This window comes from Streptococcus sanguinis, assembly GCF_003943735.1.
Classification (GTDB): Bacteria; Bacillota; Bacilli; order Lactobacillales; family Streptococcaceae; genus Streptococcus; species Streptococcus sanguinis_E.
This window is the reverse complement of sequence record NZ_RJMV01000001.1, coordinates 387,716-407,597: the sequence shown is the minus strand read 5'-3', so window position 1 is coordinate 407,597 and position 19,882 is coordinate 387,716. Positions and strand designations below refer to the sequence as shown.

Here is a 19,882-nt window from a genome sequence, read left to right as displayed (position 1 = left end):
ACTAAATTTCAAATATTTCTCAAGAAATTCTAAAATATTTCTAAAGAAATTTAAAATTGAAAAGATTAAAATGAGCCAGTCGAGAACCAGCTCATTGTTTACTATAAATCCTTTTTGTGGAAAGTATAAAGACTTGCTGCGGTGAAGACTGTTTCTAAAACCAAGGCAATTAGAACAATTCTTAAGGTTACACCGCTACTTTGAAGCGTCTCAAAATCAAAGCTCATGGTGAAATGCTGCAGCCATAGAGATTTTGGATAAAATTGAGCAAGAGCTCCGGTTAAAGATGCGCAGAAAAGGTAACCTCCCAGGGCAGCAATCATAGATTTACTCAGATAAAGAATAAAGGAGATAATAGCTGTCCAAGCAATGACAGTCAGGCACTGCACAAAGAATAGAAGAATAAACTGAAGCAGGAAGGTGGCGGATAAATCACCAATACCGTTTAGAATGGCTGCTAGGATAAAGTTGATGCTATAATAGAGAGTCAACTGCAGGAACGTTACGCAGACCATGACTAGGGCTTTAGAGACGAAGAAACTAGTACGGGAAACGCCGCTGGTTAATGTATTCTTGTAAAGTTGCTTGTTCAGATCTGTCCCGATGACGACCATAGAGAGGATAATGATGATAAAAGTATTATTACCGATAGCGTTGGACACCGCTTGTATAAGCTGGACGGCATTTAATTTGCCAAAGACTGCGCTCAAGGTCGTCAGTAGAAAGATGAATTCGGTAATCCAAACAGCCTTGGAACGAAAGAAGCGGTAAAAATCTGCTTGAAAAGTATGTAACATGGTTTTTCTCCTTACTGGACTAAATCTGTAAAGTATTTTTCTAAATCTTTGTGAGCTGCATAGATACCATTGACATGAATGTTGGATAGGACCAACTCCCTGTTGATGTCATTTAGTTCCTGTTCTTGGGCAACAATGTGCAGTTCGTCAGGCTTATCAGCATCCTTGAGCTGGTAGTGGAGCTTGCCTTGGATGAGATTGGCAGCCTGCTCTCTATCGCTGGTCTTGAGGACGATATAATCTTCACTGGCTCGGTCAAAGTCATCTTTGGTGAATTCTGCGACAAGCCGTCCTTGGTCAATCACTCCAAACTTGGTGGCTACCAGATAAAGCTCGGACAAGATGTGGCTGGAAATGATAAAAGTGATTCCCAATTCTTGGTTGAGCCGCTGAATCATCAGTCTAAATTCCTTGATGCCAAGAGGATCTAGGCCGTTGATGGGCTCGTCTAGAATCATGAGTTCAGGCTTGCTGATAAGTGCAATAGCGATCCCCAAGCGCTGCTTCATTCCTAGCGAAAAGTTTCGGAATTTCTTTTTACCAGTATTGCTCAATCCGACATAGGCCAGGGTTTCCTTGATGAGCTGGTCGGGCTGGGCAATCTGGTGGACCTTGCAGTAGTAGTTGAGGTTTTGATAAGCAGTCATCTGATTGTAAGCGACTGGTGTTTCGATGACAGTACCTATCTTGCGCAGGGCTTCATTCCATTCCTTAGAGTTCTGCGAACCAAAGACAGAAACGGTTCCGCTGTTGGCATGAATGAGCCGGCTAATGGTCTTGAGAAGAGTGGTTTTGCCAGCTCCGTTCTTGCCAATCAGTCCATAAATATCGCCTTTCTGGATCGAAAGACTCACATGATCAAGGGCATATTGCTGGCCATATTGTTTGGTAACTTGCTTTACTTCTAAAACAGTTTGCATGGTATATTCTCGCTTTCTTAGGTTTGATTTTAGTATACAAGCTAGACTTCAAATATTTCTCAAGAAATTCTAAAATATTTCTAAAGAAATGCAGAACCAGCCCGAAATCAATAAAAAAGCAGCCAAAGGGCTGACTGCTTAGATTTATAAGTCTCTGTGCTGAAAGGCTTGGTAACCACCTAAGAGAGAACCAGCTAGGATAAAGAGTAAGAATAGTTCAGAATTTATCTGAGGGAAAACGATGACGAGGCTAGACTGAAGCATAATCAGGGCGAAAAAGACGAGATAGCTGACCAGGGTGGAGCGGGTCAGGTAGAGGAGACAGGTAACTACGGAACTGCAGGTCATAATAAAGAGAAAGGAGCGAAAGAAAGATAAGGAAAAGCTCCAGAAAAAGTTCTTTGGCATAGTCCCAAGTCCATGGAAGAGGCTTCCAAAGATAAAGGCTACAGCAAAAGCTGTTATTAGTTGAAAGATGATAATTATGACAAGAAGAGCTATTTTGGATAAGTAAAATTCTTTCCGAGAAACCCCGCCAGCTAATATATTGTTGTATAATTTTCTAGTCAGGTCACGACCTAACAGAAAGATAATGAGCACAAGGACAGTAATCATGACAAAGGGCAGGAAATCTTTAGCAAGCTGCCCGAGAGCTTCAAATCCTGTCCAACCTTGGATGACTATTTCTTCTGGATCAGAAGACGTAGAGATATAAAAATTAAAGTTGCTTTCACCAAGAGAGCTGATGAAAATGAGAAAAAAGAGCAGCCCTTCTATTAGCCAAAAAGGTTTGGAGCGGACAAGCTGATAGAGTTCCGCCTGAATAGTATGTAACATGAAATCTCCTCTGAATGATTAAGATTGTTCCTGCTTTTTATAAATCTTTCTTTTTGAAAACCATCAGCCCGCCACCTAGAAAGAGCAGGGTGACCGTTACCACTGTCAGGATAGCCTTGATAACAGCTCCGCCATCTGCTGCCATATTTGTGTTAAATCGCAGGGTCAGACAGATTAGCCATTCATTATCCGGATAAAAGATGAGGGGAATAGTCAGTAAAGTACCGCCAAGGAAATAGGTCAGAAAGCTAGATATAATCGAGTGGCTGGCATAGAGCACAAAAGAAATGATGGCAATCCATGTAATCGTGCTGAGAAATTGAACGAAGAGAGCAGCTCCTAGCTGAGGCAAAAAAGAGCTGGGGGCACTTCCAATTCCGTTGGACAGACTAGCAGTCACAAAGGAGATAGATAAAATCAGCAGGAAGTGAAAGGCTGCGATGCTAACACAAACAAAGAACTTAGAAAAATAATAGCTGAGCTTAGAGATGCCGTAGCTCAGACAGTTTTTATAAAGTTTCCGAGACAGGTCCACTCCAAGGACCATACCGATACCAATGATGGTGAAAAAGAGCAGACTGTCTGTTTTGCCTGCAAAATAGTCCAGAGCTTGAAGGCCGGTTAGTTTTCCTAGAGATTGACTAGCAGCCTCATTTCTGGAGATATTTGCTCCAAAATGAATATTTGCCTGGAAGAAGGTTGCTGATAAAATCACACAGAAAAACTCAGTAATCCAAAAGCCTTTTGAACGCATGAGCCGGTAAAAATCGGCTCGAATGAAATCCATCATGATAAGCCTCCCTTTGTCATTTGACCAAGTCTGTAAAGAAGTTTTCTAGGTTTTGTCGTGCATAGTAAATCTCCTGCACCGGTATATCTGCGACCGCAAGTTCCTTGACAATCTTGCTAATCTCATGAGAATGGGTGAAGATATGAATCTCGTCAGAAGCATTGACCACCTTGATGCGATGCATGAGCTGGTCGTGAATCAGCCGGCTGGCTTCTTCTAACTGTGACGTTTTAAGCACGATATAGTCTTCACTCTGTTCTTCAAACTCCGCCTTGGAAATCTCGCGAATCAGCCGTCCCTCCTCGATAATGCCGAACCGAGTACCCACCAAGTAAAGTTCAGACAGGATATGGCTGGAGATGATAAAGGTCATGCCAAACTCCTCGTTGAGTCGCTGCACCAGCTGGCGGAATTCCTTGATGCCGACTGGATCCAGGCCATTGATAGGTTCGTCCAGTATCATCAGGTCAGGTCTGGTAAGAAGCGCGATAGCTAGACCCAGCCGCTGTTTCATTCCGAGTGAGAAGTCGCGGAATTTCTTCTTGCCGGTATCTGTCAAGTCCACGTATTCCAAGGTTTCACGGATGACCTTATCCGCATGGGGAATATGGCGGAGCTTACAGTAGTAGCTGAGATTTTCATAGGCTGTCAGGTGGTTGTGAGCGACCGGTGTTTCGATGACCGATCCGACCCGTTTGAGGCTCTGCGTCCATTCTTGATAGTTCTGAGAGCCAAAGAGGGAGACATTGCCACTGCTTGCTTCCAAGAGCTGGGTGATGACCTTAATCAGAGTGGTCTTTCCGGCCCCGTTCTTGCCAATCAAACCGTAAATATCTCCTTTTTTTATCGTCAGACTCACATCGGTCAGAGCGTACTGCCGGCCGAATTTTTTGCTGACTTGCTGTAAAACCAAAACATTTTCCATGATTAAGTCTCCTTTTCATGAGCTTAGGAGAGAAAACTCCTCTTCTTATTAATTAGTATATCGCCAAACCTTCAAATATTTATAAAGAATTTCTCAAATATTTCTAAAGTTTTTGGTTTGTCATGTAAAAGGGTCAGAACTCATCTAGGAATTTCTCTATTATTTGAGCAAATGCTTCGGGCGCTTGGCTATTCAGAGTATGGCCGCCCTTTTCTATAATGCAAAGCTGAGAATTTTTCAGCAGCTTGTTAAGTTTGTAGGCAGCTTTTAGATTGGGCTTGTCTTTGCTGCCGCAAACAAGCAGGCTGGGGAGCTTGATTTTCTTTACCTTATCAGTAAGATTTACCTTACGCAGTTCGGTCAAAATCCGCAGCATCTGGCCTTTATCCGCCCCTTGCTTGGTGAAGACGCTTTTGGGCATCAGTTTAAAGACGAGAATCTGCAGTCTGTAGAGAAAATTATCTGCTAAATTGTATTGAGTCCCGGATAAAATCAAGCCCTTTAGATGAGGAAGAGTTTGGTCAGAAAGGTCCAGTGCCAGCAGGCCACCGAGTGACAAACCGACTAAGATAAAAGGCTGTTCTTCAGCTTGAAGGTGCTGGAGGGTTGCTTGTCGAATGTCTTGGTAACTTTCATTGCCCTTCAGAAAAAGAGCCAGCGACTCCGTTGGGACATTGGCTAGGGCTTCTTGAACTTTCTTCCAAGAATGCGCATCTTGCCCCAGTCCGTGCAGAAAGATAACTTTCATATCAGAGCTCTCCCTTATCAATCTCCAGCTCGTACAGTCCCCTGACTGCGTTGCAGGCGTAGATTTTCTCAGCCTGAGCTAGGTCAGCCAGAGTTAAAACTTTCTCAGTAGCTTGACCCTTATCTAATAACTGCTGGCGGTAGATGCCCTTGAGCAGGCCCAGTTCAGCTGGAGGCGTGTAGAGCCTGCCGTCTAGTTCCAGCAGCAGATTGCCGATAGAGGTTTCCAGCAGCTGGCCTTGGGCATTGTAGTAAATCTGTTCTTGCTGCTCCAAGGTTAGATGAGGACGATGACTGGTTTTGAAATAGGTAAAAGGCTGGGCTAGATTGGCTGTTTGCTCGACCAGTTTTGCCTTTATGAAAGTCTTTGTCAGAGGTAGTAGAGGAGCCGTTTCTAGCCCAATACTGCCGTCTTTTTTAAGAGCTATACGTAGCCTATAATCTTTTTCTTTGTCTAGCTGAGTGCATGTTTCTTCTAGCTCTTGCTCTAGTTTGTCTTGGTCAAAAGGATAGGCGAAGTAGCTAGCTGCTTCCGTCAGTCTTTGCAGGTGTTGGACTTGTAAAGTCAGTTTTCCATCCGTTATTTTTCCAGTAGAAATCAGGTCGAATCGCGGATTCTTTCGATAGAGGACGGCAGATTTTTGCTGGGTTTCGATGTATTCAGATTTCCAGGTGCTGTCCCAAGTGATGCCGCCGCCAACGCCATAGATGGCTTTCCTTCCCTCCAGCTGAATGGTGCGGATGGCGACGTTAAAAATCCGTCTCTGGTCTGGCAGACAGATACCGACTGTACCGCAGTAGACCCCGCGGGCAGCTTTTTCTGTCGCCTTGATGATTGCCATGGTCGAAATCTTAGGTGCGCCTGTGATGGATCCGCAAGGAAAGAGCGCTCTGAAAAGCTCTGCCAGTCCGACTCCCTCATGCAGTAGGGTTTTAATGGTAGAGGTCATCTGCCAGACTGTAGAGTATTGCTCGACGTTGCAGAGACGCTCAACCCGCTCGCTGCCCGTCTGAGAAATGCGGTTCATATCATTGCGTAGCAGATCGACAATCATCATATTTTCTGCTCGGTTTTTAGAATCCTGAGCCAGCCATGCAGCCTGCTCTCTATCCTGATCTAAGGTCAGTCCCCGATTGGTGGTTCCTTTCATAGGACGAGTTGTCAGTTGACCTCGGTGCTCCTCGAAAAAGAGCTCGGGGCTGATGGACAAGATGGCGGTTTCGTCATGCTCTACATAGGCATTGTAGGCCGCATTTTGCTCAACGACCAGCCTATTGTAAATAGCCAAGCTATCCTCAGGATTGAGCTCCGCGCACAGTTGCACCGTGTAGTTGACTTGATAGGTATCGCCCTGGCGGATATGATGATGAATGGTCTCGATAGCCTTCTGGTACTCTTGATCAGAAGTCAGCCCCTGCCAAGCTGCTGGCATTTCCACTTCCTCATAGGTCAAGGGAATGGCAGCCTCCTCAGCCTTATCGTGGATAGTAAAGTAGAGGAGGTATTCCTTCTGGAGCGGGGCCGCATGAACTTGGAACTTTTTCTCGAAGGCTGGAGCTGCTTCATAGCTGACATAGCCGACAGCATAGTATCCTTTCTCCTGCCAACCCTCAATCTCTGCCAAAAGTTCCTCCACTTGGTCAAGACGGCGAGTCTTTAGCTCCTTGATGGGATTCGTAAAAATCAGGCGTTGGCCCAACTGCTTAAAATCAATAATCGTTTTCTTGTGCATAAAGTTATTTTATCATAAGATAATTTGAATGAAAACGGATTTATCGGATGAAACAGCCATTCTTTGATAATGGTTGACAGATTAGAAAGTAGCTAGGTATACTATGTTAAAAAAGAAAGAATGAGATTTATATGAAGTCAAATAAATTGTTATTGGTAAATGGGGTTGCGAGTATTATAGCGGGAATTCTTATCATGTATTTTTCTTTACAAAGATCGAGTTTTGAGTTTGTTGATTTGATTGGTAGCTTCATTGAAAATTACATATGGGCACTTCTGATTCTGCTAATTAATGTTTTCTTGTTGATACTTTCCTTAGCTGGTATGTCTCATTATAGTGGGGACTCTAGGGTCAATAAGATGAATCATCAGATGCTGCTTTTTGCATCTATCATGGGATTTATTCCTTTTCTAGCTATCTTTGCAGGCCTTTTGTCTATAGGAGCTGGGGTCCTCTATCTTCAAGATTTTCAAAAAATTAAAAGTGAAGACAAAGCTGACTAACCCATTTCCTCCTGCTCGAAAGCCCTCGAAAATTATGATAAAATAAGGAAATGATAAAACCTTAAAAGGAAGCCTTATGAAAAAAATAAATGAATCCTATAAACTAATCATGTTTGCGGCGCTCGCTCTGGCTCTGGTTCTCTATATCGGGAATATCTGGTCTGGTTTGCAGAGTTTGACTTCGGTTTTTTCGCCTATTATACTGGGTGGAGTCCTAGCCTTTATCTTTAATGTCCCAATGAAAAAACTGGAAGACCTCTTGGACAAATGCCGAGTCCCTCAGAAGTTGCAGCGCGGTTTGGCCTTAGTTTTAGAGGTGCTGATTTTAGTTCTCATTATGACAGGGATTGTTTCTATTGTCGTGCCGACTCTGACCACAGCGGTCAATCAGCTGAGCGAAACAATCGGCAAGGTAGCGCCTCAGGTAGCCAAGTGGCTGCAGCAGTCTGGCTTGCTTTCCTCTAGCCAGCTGAAAGATTTGACCAAGCAGCTGCAAAACAGTGATATTGTCAACCGAGCCATCTATCTTCTGGGCAGTCTGACGGGTAATATCTCTGCTATTTTTGGCAATTTCTTCTCGGTCATCATGTCTATTTTTCTCATGTTTGCCTTCTTGAGCAGCAAGGAGCATTTGCAGACAATCACTAGTCGTCTCCTTCAGGTTATGCTTCCGGAGAAGGCTGTCAAACGCCTATCCTATGTCGGTTCTGTCATTGTTGAGACCTATGATAAGTTTCTGATGGGGCAGATGATTGAGGCTGTCATTGTCGGTGTTTTAGTCTTTATCGCCTACTCTCTGACAGGCCTGCCTTATGCGGCCTTGACAGGAGTTCTGGCTGGAGTGCTCTCTTTCATTCCCTACATCGGGCCTTTCTCAGCTTGTGCTCTAGGTGCTATCTTTATCTTCACCGACAGCCCTTGGAAAGCCCTCCTTTCTATCGCAGTCTTTCAGGGAGTGCAGCTGATTGAGGGTAATGTTATCTATCCGCGCGTGGTCGGCCAGTCCGTCGGTCTCCCAACTCTCTTTACCCTAGCTGCCGCCCTGATTGGGGGCAACCTCTTTGGATTGGTCGGCATGATTTTCTTCACCCCTATATTCGCAGTTATCTACCGCTTGGTTAGAGAGTTTGTTGTGGAGAAGGAGGAGAGGAATGAAAGTGGAGAAGTTGCCTAATGACTTAGACGATAAATTTGCAAAATAGGAGCTTAATTATGAAATGGAGCAAAACAAAGATTTTTATTACATTGTTAGTATTAGCGGGTTTATCTTTGGTATCTTGGACTCTCTATCGTTACTATAATGAACAATACTATAGGCAGTACAGCCAGTATACTGGTAAAGCTGAAATTGATGATTATGAAATCATTGCGGATGGTGCAGGCGCTATTGTCCATTGGACTTCAACGACTCCGGACGAAGACAAAAAAATGGAAGAGTTTGGGAGTTACGGATTTGTACAAAATACTCGTGTAGGTTCTCGATATATATTGCGTCAGAATATGAAATTAAAAGATACTCCTTATTATTTACAGGAGCGGCCAATTGATGGAGCTTACTGGACTTTGAGTATTTACCAAGTTAAGGGCATGAAGCTTGAGGAGGAGACGGAGTTGGATCTTTACAAGGTGGTAGAAGATTACAATGTGGATTATATACCAGCAGAGCTAGGGGATATTTATACTTGGAAAGGACAGGAATATTTAAAGATTCAGATACGGGATTTAAAGAATTATCAAAATACTAAACCACTTTTTCTTAATTTGCAAAATAAGAAGATTGAGGAAAATGAAATTCTAGCTCAAGACTTTAACAGAAAGTTGGGAGTAACAACATTAACATCTTGGGATGATAAAGCTAATGGTATTAAAACTGTTCCTGTTGGTGGGGAGTTCTCGATAGATAAAGCTTTTTTGGAACAGACTCAGTTTGAGAAGAGCTCAAAGCCCTATAAGCTCTTAGAAAAAAGAAAAGCGACTGTATTTATTTTAAATTCTAAAAATAGCGCAGTGCAATTTGAGCGTGAGGCAACCGTCTACAGCTTATTTATGCCGTCTACAGTGAATGTATATGAAGCTGTAAACATTCCCCTAGAACTGTCTGTCGACAGTCAGGAGCATATCGTCAACTCCAAAGAAGAGTTTGACAGATACTATGATATTGAAAAAGCTAAAAAGCTGTATCATGAAACAGAGTAAACAAGACAAGATATTATGGAAACCAACGAGATTTTATTCTCGCTGGTTTTTCTTTTTCCAAGGTCATAATTTCTACCTATAGCAAACAATAATTTCAGTCAATAGTGTTGTTAAAATAGGGATTTTGGATTGGTTGATGAGGTTCGTTATAGTTTTAGGCTATATCAAACTCTGGGAAATTCCAATTATACAGAGGGGGGATTTTCTGATAAGATAAAATCAAGAAAAATTTTGGAGGACGTTTATGTCAACGACTATTATTGGTTTCCCTCGTTTGGGCGAATTCCGCGAATTGAAATTTACAACTGAAAAATACTTTAGACATGAAATCTCAGCAGAAGAGCTTCTGGCTGTGGCCAAAGAGTTGCGTGCTAAACACTGGAATATTGTCAAGGAAAAGGGGATTTCAGAGATTCCGTCAAATGACTTTTCTCACTATGACAATGTGCTGGATGCGGCCTTTCTCTTTAATGTGGTGCCGTCATCTGTGCAAGGGTTGGAGTTGACTGACTTGGAGCGGTATTTTGCCTTGGCTCGTGGTTATCAGGGCGAAAAAGGGGATGTCCGCGCCCTTCCGATGAAGAAATGGTTCAACACGAATTACCACTATATCGTTCCTAAATTTGAAAAAGAAACCCAAGTCAAACTGGCTGGGCATAAGATTTTTGATGAATTTGCAGAAGCGAAAGAGTTGGGCTTGGTAACCCGTCCAGTTGTGGTTGGTCCATTCACTCTCCTGCAAGTATCTGACTTTGAAGACGGTGTAGCGCCGGCTGACTTTGTCGATGCCCTGGCTGCAGCTTATCAAGAAGTCTTTGCCAAATTAGCAGAGCTAGGTGCAGAGCGTATCCAGTTGGATGAGCCAAGTCTGGTCAAAGATCTGTCAGTAGAAGAAAAAGCTCTCTTCTTGGACCTTTATAAGAAGCTTCTGGCAGATAAGAAAGGCTTGGAAGTCTTGATTCAAACCTACTTTGGTGACGTTCGTGACATCTATGCAGACCTTGTAGAGTTGCCAGTAGATGCGATTGGTCTGGACTTTGTAGAAGGCAAGAAAACTCTTGAACTTGTCAAAGGTGGCTTCCCAGCTGATAAGACTCTTTATGCAGGGATTGTCAACGGTAAAAATATTTGGCGCAACAACTATGAAAAGAGCCTGGCAGTGCTTGAGCAAATCCCAGCTGAAAATCTTGTTTTGACAAGCTCATGCTCACTTCTCCATGTGCCATTTACAACGGCTAATGAAGAATTTGAACCAGCAATCTTGAACCACTTTGCCTTTGCGGTGGAAAAATTGGATGAAATCCGTGATTTGGATGCTATCCGCAATGGCGGTGGTGCAGAAACACTTGCTGCTAACAAAGCTCTCTTTGCAGCAGAGCGTGTTGGGCAAAATGCAGAGCTGGCTGCTCGGATCGCTGGCTTGACGGATGCGGACTACACTCGCCTGCCGGTCTTTGCAGAGCGTGAGGAAATTCAGCACAAGGCGCTCAATCTGCCACCATTGCCAACTACGACAATTGGTTCCTTCCCTCAAACCAAGGAAGTTCGTGCCAAACGCTTGGCTTTCCGCAAGGGTGAGCTGTCAGCAGAAGACTATGACAAGTTCTTGGCTGAGCAGATCGATGATTGGATCAAATGGCAGGAAGAAGTTGGCTTTGATGTGCTGGTGCATGGTGAGTTCGAGCGTAATGACATGGTTGAGTACTTCGGTCAAAACCTGTCAGGTTACCTCTTCTCTAAGAATGGTTGGGTACAATCATACGGTATGCGTGGGGTGAAACCACCAATCATCTGGGGTGATGTGACTCGTCTCAACCCAATCACTGTTAAATGGTCTAGCTATGCGCAAAGCCGTACAGACAAACCTGTTAAGGGCATGTTGACTGGACCTGTTACCATCCTCAACTGGTCATTCCCACGGGAAGACATCTCTATCAAGGATTCTACCCTTCAAATCGCTCTTGCCATCAAGGATGAAGTGCTTGACCTTGAAGCTGCAGGCGTGAAGATTATCCAAATCGACGAGGCTGCTCTTCGTGAGAAATTGCCACTCCGTCGCAGCGACTGGTACGAAGATTACCTTGACTGGGCAATTCCAGCCTTCCGTCTAGTACACTCAACAGTAGCGCCAGATACGCAAATCCACACTCATATGTGTTACTCAGAATTTACCGATATCATCCCTGCTATCGACAACATGGATGCGGACGTTATTTCCTTTGAAGCCAGCCGTTCAAACCTTGAAATCTTGGACGAGCTTAAAGCGAAAAACTTCCAAACAGAAGTGGGACCTGGGGTTTACGATATCCACTCTCCTCGTGTGCCAAATGAAGGGGAAATTGACCATACGATCGAAGCTATCTTGGCTAAGGTGCCAAGCAGCAAGGTCTGGATCAACCCTGACTGTGGTCTTAAAACTCGTGGTATCCCAGAAACCAAGGCTAGCTTGGTACGCTTAGTAGAAGCAGCCAAAGCAGCTAGACAACATTTGCAATAATCCTCCTGGAACCTCAAAAGTTGATCTTGATGGAGGATACCCCAAAAATTGAAGCAGAGCTGACAATCCTGCAGGAACTGTTCTTCTAGGATTGTCCTCAGCTATCGCTACCATCATTGAAAGGAACTTTTTGTTATATGGTTCGTCGTCATACACCTAGTCTCTCATTTGAAGTATTTCCTCCCAATCCGGCAGTAGGCAATGATAAGATTTTTCAGGCATTGAGAGAGATGCAAGATCTGGCTCCTCACTTTATTAGTGTGACAGCCAGCAATAATAAGTTTGACATTGAGGAGACGACGGTTCGTTTGACTGAGTTCATCGCCAATGATCTCAAGATTCCGACCATTGCTCACCTGCCTGCGGTCTATCTGACCAAGGACATGGTGTCTAATATCTTGCAGTCTTTGGATCGGGTTGGTGTCCATCAGATTTTGGCTTTGCGAGGGGATATTTTTCCAGATGCAGCGCCTAAGGATGATTTTACCTATGCGACTGACTTGATCGAATACATCAAGACAGAAGCGCCGCACTTTAACATCATCGGAGCTTGCTATCCAGAGGGTCATCCAGATTCGCCTAATCAGATTTCAGATATTCAAAATCTCAAGAAAAAGGTGGATGCTGGCTGTTCTAGTCTGGTGACCCAGCTTTTCTTTGACAATGAGCGCTTTTATGATTTTCAGGACAAGTGTATTTTAGCCGGTATTGAAGTGCCTATCCATGCTGGGATTATGCCGATTCTCAATCGTAATCAGGCTCTGCGCCTGCTCAAGACCTGCGAGAATATCAAGCTGCCAAGAAAATTCCGGGCTATTCTGGATAAGTACGAACATGACCCAGAGTCTCTGAGAGCAGCAGGTCTGGCTTATGCTGTGGACCAAATTGTTGACTTGGTGACCCAGGATGTGGCGGGCATACACCTTTACACTATGAATAATGCTGCAACAGCCTACCATATCTATAAGGCTACTCATGCTCTCTTTAATCATAATCCATCTGTACAATCTTTTTAAGATGAATGAAGAAACCACTAATCAGATTCAGTTGCTGTTTAGTGGTTTTTGTTTTATAATAAGGATAAAAATTTTATCCAAATCTAAGGAGGAGCTGATGGAGCATTCGCTGACCTTGGTTAAGTCTATGCAGTTTGGCCAAGAAGATTGTTTTTTTGCCTTCTGTGGTTATTCAAAAACGGAAGCCCATCATAGCTTTGGGCCGGCTGTTCGGGATGTTTATGTCATTCATATCGTACTGGAGGGACGGGGGACTTACTCCGTTGGCAATCAGCGCTATGATTTGCAGGAAGGGCAGGGCTTTGTGGTGCCACCGGGTCAGTCGGTCTTTTATCAGGCTGATGGAGAAGAGCCATGGTCTTATGTCTGGATGGGACTGGGTGGGCACCTCTTGCCTCGTTATCTACAGGCTCTGGGACTACAGTCTGGCCAATGGTCTTTTGAGTTGCCTTCTTTGCAGGAATTTAAGGCCTTGGTCTTTGAAAGTCTGGCCTATGAGGGCAGCGGAATAACAGCTGAACTAGCTCTGCAAAGGCAAGTTTATCGCTTTCTAGAGCTCTTGTCCCAACGTCTTAAGCAGACATCTTTAATCACGGAAAGTCGTCGAGTCAATCCTTATGTCCAGCAGGTCTTGGAACTGCTGAGCAGTCATCTGCCAGAAAGTCTATCTGTACAGGAGTTGGCGCAGAAATTGGCTCTGCATCCTTCCTACCTATCTCGGCTTTTCAAGGATGAAGTAGGCAAGGGGATTAAGGAGTACAGTAATGATTTGCGGCTCAATATGGCAGCTGATTTGCTGACGAGCAGCCAGCTTTCGGTGGAAGAGATTGCCAGTAAGACAGGCTTTGCTGGAACACAGAGCTTTTCAAAAGCCTTCAAAAAGGCGCGTGGCCAGTCGCCCTTGAATTTTCGCAAGGCTAGCTCTCATCTGGGACAGGAGCTGTAAAAAGTCACATTTGGATAAATAATACTAGAAAGAAAGGCTTACCAAAAGGGGTGGCCTTTTTTATAATGAAAGGGGAAGCGTGATTGCAGAATGTGAAAGGAGAAGGTCATGAATAAGGCGAGTATTTTGTTTAAGGAAGAGTGCAGGCAATTTCATCTGACTAACGACGAGGTTTCTTATATCTTTCGGGTTTCGGAGGATGGTAAACTCTTGCAGCTATACTACGGAGCGGCGGTTCCGGAGCGGGATTATTCTTATCTGGTGGAGCTGCAGCATCGGCCCATGACAACCTATCGGAAAGAAGGGGATTTACGCTATTCTTTGGAGCATGTACGGCAGGAATTTCCAGAATACGGCACGACAGACTTTCGCCATCCCGCTATCTGTCTGCGGCAGGAAAATGGCTCGCGTATTACTGACTTTGTCTATGTCAGTCATCAGATGGTAGATGGTAAGCCAGCTTTAGAGGGGCTGCCCGCTACTTATACAGAGACTCAAATGGAGGCTAAGACTCTTATTCTAACCCTGCGAGATGCGGTGACAGAAGTTGAAGTTCAGCTGTTTTATACGATTTTTGCTGATTGGCCGGTTATCGCTCGCTCCAGCAAAGTACTTAATCAAGGCAGGGAAACCTGCTATTTGGAATCCCTAGCTAGTCTGTCGCTGGATCTGCCAGATGCTGACTATGACTGGCTGCAGCTATCAGGAGCATGGGCCCGGGAACGCCATATCAAGGAGCGTCCGCTTCAGCAGGGGATTCAGTCCATTGAGTCAACCCGCGGTATTTCCAGTCCTCATCATAATCCCTTTGTAGCTCTTAAGCGACCGGAAACGACTGAATTTTCAGGCCCAGTGCTAGGAGCGGCCTTGGTGTACTCAGGCAATTTTCTCATTCAGGCTGAGGTGGACACCTATGATGTGACCCGGTTGCAGATAGGCATCAATCCTTTTTGCTTTGAGTGGAAGCTGGCTGCGGGCCAGTCTTTTACCAGTCCAGAAGCTCTGCTGGTTTACTCTGAGCGGGGCCTCAACGGCATGAGTCAAGTTTTTCATCAGCTATTTCGTCGACGCCTAGCTAGGGGTTACTGGCGCGAGCGATCTCGTCCTATTCTCATCAATAATTGGGAAGCTACCTATTTTGACTTTAGTGAGAATCAGCTGCTGGATCTTGCTGAAAAGGCTCAGGAAGTAGGGGTGGAGCTTTTTGTGCTAGATGACGGCTGGTTTGGCCAGCGGACTAATGACCGAGCTGGGCTGGGGGATTGGTTTGCCAATCCAGACAGGCTGCCGCGGGGTCTGGGCTCGCTAGCAGAGCAAATTCACGGTTTGGGCATGCAGTTTGGTCTTTGGTTTGAGCCGGAAATGGTCAATAAGGACAGCCAACTCTACCGAACTCATCCTGACTGGCTGCTGGCAGTGCCAGATAGACAGCCCCACCATGGTCGGAACCAGTTTGTTTTGGACTATTCTCGGCCGGAAGTAGTGGATGAGATTTTTGAGCGTCTATCAGCGGTTATCGAGGAAGCGCAGCTGGATTATATCAAATGGGATATGAATCGCCCTCTGACGGATGTCTTCTCAGCTGCCTGGCCAGCCAATCAGCAAGGAGAGATTTTTCACCGCTATGTCTTGGGTGTTTATGACTTGTATGAGCGTTTAATCAGTCGCTATCCGAGACTGTTATTTGAGTCCTGCTCTTCAGGTGGAGGCCGCTTTGATCCAGGTATGCTCTATTATGCTCCTCAGGCTTGGACTAGTGATGATTCGGATGCTATCGAGCGCTTGAAGATCCAGTACGGGACCAGTCTTCTCTATCCGCTTTCGTCTATGGGAGCCCATGTCTCCATCGTGCCCAATCACCAGACCAACCGTCTGACTCCGTTGAAGACGCGGGGGAATGTCGCCTTTTTCGGTTCCTTTGGCTATGAGCTGGATCTTAATCAGCTAAGCCCAGAGGAATTGACTGAAGTCAGGGAACAGATAGCTTTTTACAAGAGCCATCGAGAGCTGATTCATAATGGAACTTTTTATCGACTGCAGTCGCCATTTAAGGGTGATAGGCAGACAGCTTGGATGCTTGTCAGTCAGGATCAGAACACTGCACTTTTAGGCACTTTCAAGGTCCTCAATCAAGTCAATCGCTCTCATCAGCGTTTGCAACTGAAAGGACTGGCTGCGGATAAGGTCTATCAGCTGGAGGGGCGTACCTATACTGGGGCCGAGCTTATGCGAGTTGGGCTGGTCACCACGGACGCTTCCAGCGGTCAGCTTCTGGAGGATTCTGAGCAAGAGCCAAGCTATGACTTTGATTCTAAACTCTGGCTGTTTGAAGCAGAGGATGAGTAGATAAGATGGGAAATAAATCATAACCACCCGTCTAACGGGTGGTTATGATTTATACTTGACTGTAGGTTTCACGACGACTTATTTTTGAATCTTCTTTTTTGCTGTGTATTGGCTGTGCTTGGCATTCTTTATTCCACTCACTTCGAGTAAAGACCATGGAGAGTAGTGCCAGAGCCGTAAAGGCAGCTCCTACGTACCAGTAGGGCATATCCAGCGTCGTGGAGCGGCCAGATAGATTGACGATGCCACGGAAGAGCATGCCGGTTGTCATAATGGCTACAGCCGAGTTCCAGAGGTTGAGGCTGAGCCGAGAGAGGTTAGGGATGACCTTCATGAAGAGCAGGAGGAGGATGCCACCCACTAGAGGAATGGCAAAGAGATAGTGCATGTGGCTAGATGTTTCGCCGAAACTGAAGGATTCATAGATTCTGCTGAAAGCAAAGAAGAAAATCGTTAATAGTGCGTAGATAAGGGCTGTTTTTCTAAAACGTTTTTTGCTGGGATTAGTAACCGATGTAGACAATATCACTCACCGACCTTTCTGAGATAGTATTTCCGTTGGTTGTAGGTTTGTTAATGACCTGACCGTTAAAGTAAAGTGTAGAGGATCCGCCGCCATCAAGGTTATAGGCGGTCTTGACACCGTAAGATTTCATGATTTCTGCCATCTGGTAGAGGGAAAGTCCTTCGCTTTCTGAGGTGCGTCCGTCTGAAACGATGATGATGTAGTGGTTTTCATCAATGATACCGATAGCTGTCCGTGGATTGGAAGACATGGACTGGCCGACTTCAGAGTTGGTATCAACGACAATCTCACCATTTTCTACAAGGGATGGGCCGAAGGCCAAGAGATTGACCACACCGTCTTTGACCAGCTGATCGGCAGAGACTTGGTCTTCATAGATAATCTTGAAGGAGCCGTCTTTGTAAATAGCTAAATCACCATTGCTGGAGTCTTCTCGGACGGTATCGCGGTAGACGATGCCATTGCGGATGACATAGCCAGTTGTATTGGCTCCGTAGTAGTCGCCGTTAACCGCTAGGATAGCATTGTTGTTGGCGGCCGTTTCCGAGGTTTTTGCTGTGACATTGTTTCCGTAGGTGTCTTGGGCAAAGGCTGTTTTCAGATATTCTGATGAGCTGACGGTCACATCAGCGACGTAGACTTGGGTGTTGCTGACGGTCTTTTCAGTCAGCGTGACCGAGATGTTGTCGTCTGAATAGCTGGTATCCGTCACTGTTGCTGTTTCCGCAGCCTTGCTGGCAGCCTCGGTATTGGACGACGAACTTGCGCTTGAAACCGTGGAAATGGTCTCTGCGATGACGAAGGTTTTCAGCATGGAGTAGCTGAAGGAAGCTGTCAGAAGCAGCCCGAAAATGGAGGCATAGGCATAGCGTTTCTTTAAAAATTTCATGATGCGGTGTGTGTCCTTTCCTTAAAAATAAATCTCTTTTGGACCATCCAAGAGACGGTGAAGAGTAAGATGCCGACGATGATTTTGACAATCAGAAGATTGAGACCAAAGACAGCATAGAAGAGGCGAATCAGCAGTGTATCTAGGATAAAGAGCACTACAGCTAGGCTGAAATAGCCAGTTCCTGTCTTGAGTATACTGTCGTCGTTCTTAAAGACTAGCCTTTTATTGGTCGAATAGTTAAATATTGAGCTGGTCACGCGGGCAATCCCATTTGCGAGAAGAATTCTCAGGCTGGTCGGCACAGCAGCTAAAAACAAGAGAGCCAGTGCGTAGACGATGTAGTCTACGACGAAGCTGCTGAGAGAAGTCAGGGCAAATTTGAATATATTTTTATAAATCATGAGCCCATCCCGAATCGGTCGGAAGTGCGAGCCTTGATTGTCATTGATATAGACCGTCTCAATGGGCACTTCCAAAATGGGATATTCCTTGCTGGCTTCTAAGAGCATGTTCATTTCATACTCATAGCGCTGCCCCTCTACCTTTAGCATAAATGGAATCATGTTGGTCGTAAAGGCTCGCAAGCCTGTCTGAGTATCGGAGACACCCACGCCAGTCTGAAGCTTGAAGAGAGCCCGAGTCAGACTATTACCGAAGCGGCTGCGTAGGGGCACCTTGCCAGTAAAGGCGCGTGCTCCCAGAATCAGCCGATTGGGATTTTCAGAAACCTTGACCGCTACGCGGAAAATATCCCAGACCTTGTGCTGGCCATCCGCATCTGCTGTTACCACCGTTCCATAGATCTTTAGTGCTTGGATAAAGGTAAAAGCAGTCTTCAGCGCTTGCCCCTTGCCTTGATTGACCTGATGACGGAGCACAGTCGCGTACTGCTCTGCCTGCTCAAAGACTATCTGGCATTTGGAAGAGCTGCCGTCATCGATAACAATGATATGAAAATCACCTTTATGGTGAATTTTTTTTATCAGCTTAATAAGATTATAATCAGGCTCATAGGCCGGAATCACTAGAAAATCCATATCCATACCTCTTTCTTAGATGATTTGTAGAAAGTATACAGACTGCGGCTTAAAGATTCCTAATATAAGTTAGTTTTAAGAAAATGTTAACATTTCTTTAAGGAAAGAGCATGGAAAGAAGAGGATTAGAGGTGGTTTTGCACAATGAATGTTAGAGTATGACAAAGGGATTATGTAGATATCTCTAAAAATAGGTCATTCCGATTTTTGCAATTGCTTGGTATGTCTTAAATGTAGAATGTTAAAAAATATTCCTGAATACCCCCAAAAAAAACGACCCTAACGGTCGTTTTTTTGCATCATTCCACTTCCAATTCTTCTTGGTCAATTTTATGAGCTGTTCGGTAGGCTTGGTAAAAGATAAAGACAGCCAGAGCAGTCATAGCTGGTACGATGATTGGGATATCCGTTTCGATAGCAGTCAGCGGTGAGTTCCAGAAGAAGTGGAGAACGAAGGCTGCTAGGAAGTAGAGGAGCCCCACTCGGAAATAATTTTTCTGAGTTTTGGCATAGCGTAGCATGAGAGCTAGACCGAGAGTGGTTAGGGCGGTGTAGAGCCAGTGAGAGGCGACGCCGCCAGTGATACGGCCTAGGATACCAGAGATAGTGAAGGAGAAGCCTTCGGGCAGGTCAGAGAGGATATAAGAGAAGTCCTCGCTAATCTGAAAGCCCATGCCGGCCGTTATACCCAGCATCAAGAAGGATTTGAGCTTTTTGACGGGGACTAGATAGACAGCGAAGGCAACTGCCAACAGCTTGAGTGGTTCTTCAACCAGCGGAGCTGCGATGGCATTTTCTAGGTCACTGAGCAGAGTATTTGGGAAGCTGGTGCTGACCCATTCGTGGATATAGGTGTTGGCCAAGCCAGAGGTCCAGCCTGAAATGAAAAGGCCGCCTAGCAGAGCTATCCCAAGGCTAAGTGCAGGCGTCTGCCATTTTTTACCCAGTTGGCGAATCAAGAGTAGGGCAGGGACGATATAGAGCAGAGCCAAGAGGGCTGACAGTCCGACAATTCCATAGGAAGTACCTGACATACTGCCAGTGGTATAGGCTTGTGTCTCGTATTCTAAGCCAATCGCGCTCAGAAGGAGAAAAATGAAAAGAACAATATTTTTCTTCATAAGTAACTTTCTAAAATTTTATTTTCATCCTAGTATAACAAAAAAATCCTAAA

At 45.0% G+C, this 19,882-nt stretch carries 18 protein-coding genes; 7 read left to right on the top strand and 11 right to left on the bottom strand.

The window, feature by feature from the left end; all coding sequences use genetic code 11:
* Positions 1-101: 101 nt before the first annotated feature.
* The 7 genes from D8877_RS02080 to pabB all read right to left on the bottom strand — a co-directional run bounded on the left by D8877_RS02080 (position 102) and on the right by pabB (position 6,749).
* Complete coding sequence (locus tag D8877_RS02080) at positions 102-797, bottom strand: ABC transporter permease (protein WP_002910624.1); 696 nt, start codon at positions 795-797, stop codon at positions 102-104.
* 11 nt (positions 798-808) lie between these two features.
* Positions 809-1,717 (bottom strand): ATP-binding cassette domain-containing protein, encoded by a 909-nt coding sequence (locus tag D8877_RS02075; RefSeq protein ID WP_125352275.1) that lies wholly within the window; start codon positions 1,715-1,717, stop codon positions 809-811.
* Between the two features lie 144 nt (positions 1,718-1,861).
* The gene (locus tag D8877_RS02070; RefSeq protein ID WP_125352273.1) at positions 1,862-2,554 is read right to left on the bottom strand and encodes an ABC transporter permease; all 693 of its coding nucleotides are present in this window, start codon (positions 2,552-2,554) and stop codon (positions 1,862-1,864) included.
* A gap of 37 nt (positions 2,555-2,591) precedes the next feature.
* A complete protein-coding gene (locus D8877_RS02065) occupies positions 2,592-3,344 on the bottom strand; it encodes an ABC transporter permease (RefSeq protein WP_125352271.1) in 753 nt (250 codons plus the stop codon).
* A 16-nt stretch (positions 3,345-3,360) separates the two neighbouring features.
* Entirely contained in the window at positions 3,361-4,269 is a 909-nt protein-coding gene (locus D8877_RS02060; protein WP_002910618.1) for an ABC transporter ATP-binding protein, read from the bottom strand.
* Between the two features lie 133 nt (positions 4,270-4,402).
* Positions 4,403-5,017 carry an alpha/beta fold hydrolase gene (locus D8877_RS02055; RefSeq protein WP_002910617.1) on the bottom strand — a complete coding sequence of 205 codons (615 nt, stop codon included), beginning with the start codon at positions 5,015-5,017 and terminating at the stop codon, positions 4,403-4,405.
* A 1-nt stretch (position 5,018) separates the two neighbouring features.
* Positions 5,019-6,749: an aminodeoxychorismate synthase component I gene (gene pabB / locus D8877_RS02050; protein WP_125352269.1), complete on the bottom strand. Its 1,731-nt coding sequence runs from the start codon at positions 6,747-6,749 to the stop codon at positions 5,019-5,021.
* A 131-nt stretch (positions 6,750-6,880) separates the two neighbouring features.
* On the opposite strand from pabB, the gene D8877_RS02045 reads away from it, so the two are divergent.
* The 7 genes from D8877_RS02045 (at position 6,881) to D8877_RS02015 (ending at position 16,253) form a co-directional block, all read left to right on the top strand.
* Positions 6,881-7,252, top strand: coding sequence for a hypothetical protein (locus tag D8877_RS02045; RefSeq protein ID WP_002910615.1), 372 nt, complete (start codon positions 6,881-6,883; stop codon positions 7,250-7,252).
* A 76-nt stretch (positions 7,253-7,328) separates the two neighbouring features.
* On the top strand, positions 7,329-8,426 hold the full coding sequence (locus D8877_RS02040; protein ID WP_125352267.1) for an AI-2E family transporter: 1,098 nt from the start codon (positions 7,329-7,331) through the stop codon (positions 8,424-8,426).
* A 38-nt stretch (positions 8,427-8,464) separates the two neighbouring features.
* A complete protein-coding gene (locus D8877_RS02035; RefSeq protein ID WP_125352265.1) occupies positions 8,465-9,448 on the top strand; it encodes a hypothetical protein in 984 nt (327 codons plus the stop codon).
* Positions 9,449-9,692: 244 nt separating this feature from the next.
* On the top strand, positions 9,693-11,945 hold the full coding sequence (metE, locus tag D8877_RS02030) for a 5-methyltetrahydropteroyltriglutamate--homocysteine S-methyltransferase (RefSeq protein ID WP_125352263.1): 2,253 nt from the start codon (positions 9,693-9,695) through the stop codon (positions 11,943-11,945).
* 137 nt (positions 11,946-12,082) lie between these two features.
* Positions 12,083-12,961: a methylenetetrahydrofolate reductase [NAD(P)H] gene (metF, locus tag D8877_RS02025; protein ID WP_125352261.1), complete on the top strand. Its 879-nt coding sequence runs from the start codon at positions 12,083-12,085 to the stop codon at positions 12,959-12,961.
* Between the two features lies 1 nt (position 12,962).
* A complete protein-coding gene (locus tag D8877_RS02020; RefSeq protein WP_164549607.1) occupies positions 12,963-13,907 on the top strand; it encodes an AraC family transcriptional regulator in 945 nt (314 codons plus the stop codon).
* 108 nt (positions 13,908-14,015) lie between these two features.
* Entirely contained in the window at positions 14,016-16,253 is a 2,238-nt protein-coding gene (locus D8877_RS02015; RefSeq protein ID WP_125352259.1) for an alpha-galactosidase, read from the top strand.
* A 49-nt stretch (positions 16,254-16,302) separates the two neighbouring features.
* On the opposite strand, the gene D8877_RS02010 is transcribed toward D8877_RS02015, so the two are convergent.
* The 4 genes from D8877_RS02010 to D8877_RS01995 all read right to left on the bottom strand — a co-directional run bounded on the left by D8877_RS02010 (position 16,303) and on the right by D8877_RS01995 (position 19,829).
* The gene (locus D8877_RS02010) at positions 16,303-16,776 is read right to left on the bottom strand and encodes a hypothetical protein (protein ID WP_185760141.1); all 474 of its coding nucleotides are present in this window, start codon (positions 16,774-16,776) and stop codon (positions 16,303-16,305) included.
* Positions 16,757-17,668: a phosphodiester glycosidase family protein gene (locus D8877_RS02005; RefSeq protein WP_125352255.1), complete on the bottom strand. Its 912-nt coding sequence runs from the start codon at positions 17,666-17,668 to the stop codon at positions 16,757-16,759. The genes D8877_RS02010 and D8877_RS02005 overlap by 20 nt, the downstream gene beginning before the upstream one ends.
* Positions 17,665-18,714: a bifunctional glycosyltransferase family 2/GtrA family protein gene (locus D8877_RS02000; RefSeq protein WP_125352253.1), complete on the bottom strand. Its 1,050-nt coding sequence runs from the start codon at positions 18,712-18,714 to the stop codon at positions 17,665-17,667. The genes D8877_RS02005 and D8877_RS02000 overlap by 4 nt, the downstream gene beginning before the upstream one ends.
* 293 nt (positions 18,715-19,007) lie before the next feature.
* A complete protein-coding gene (locus D8877_RS01995) occupies positions 19,008-19,829 on the bottom strand; it encodes a PrsW family intramembrane metalloprotease (RefSeq protein WP_002907231.1) in 822 nt (273 codons plus the stop codon).
* Between the last annotated feature and the right edge of the window lie 53 nt (positions 19,830-19,882).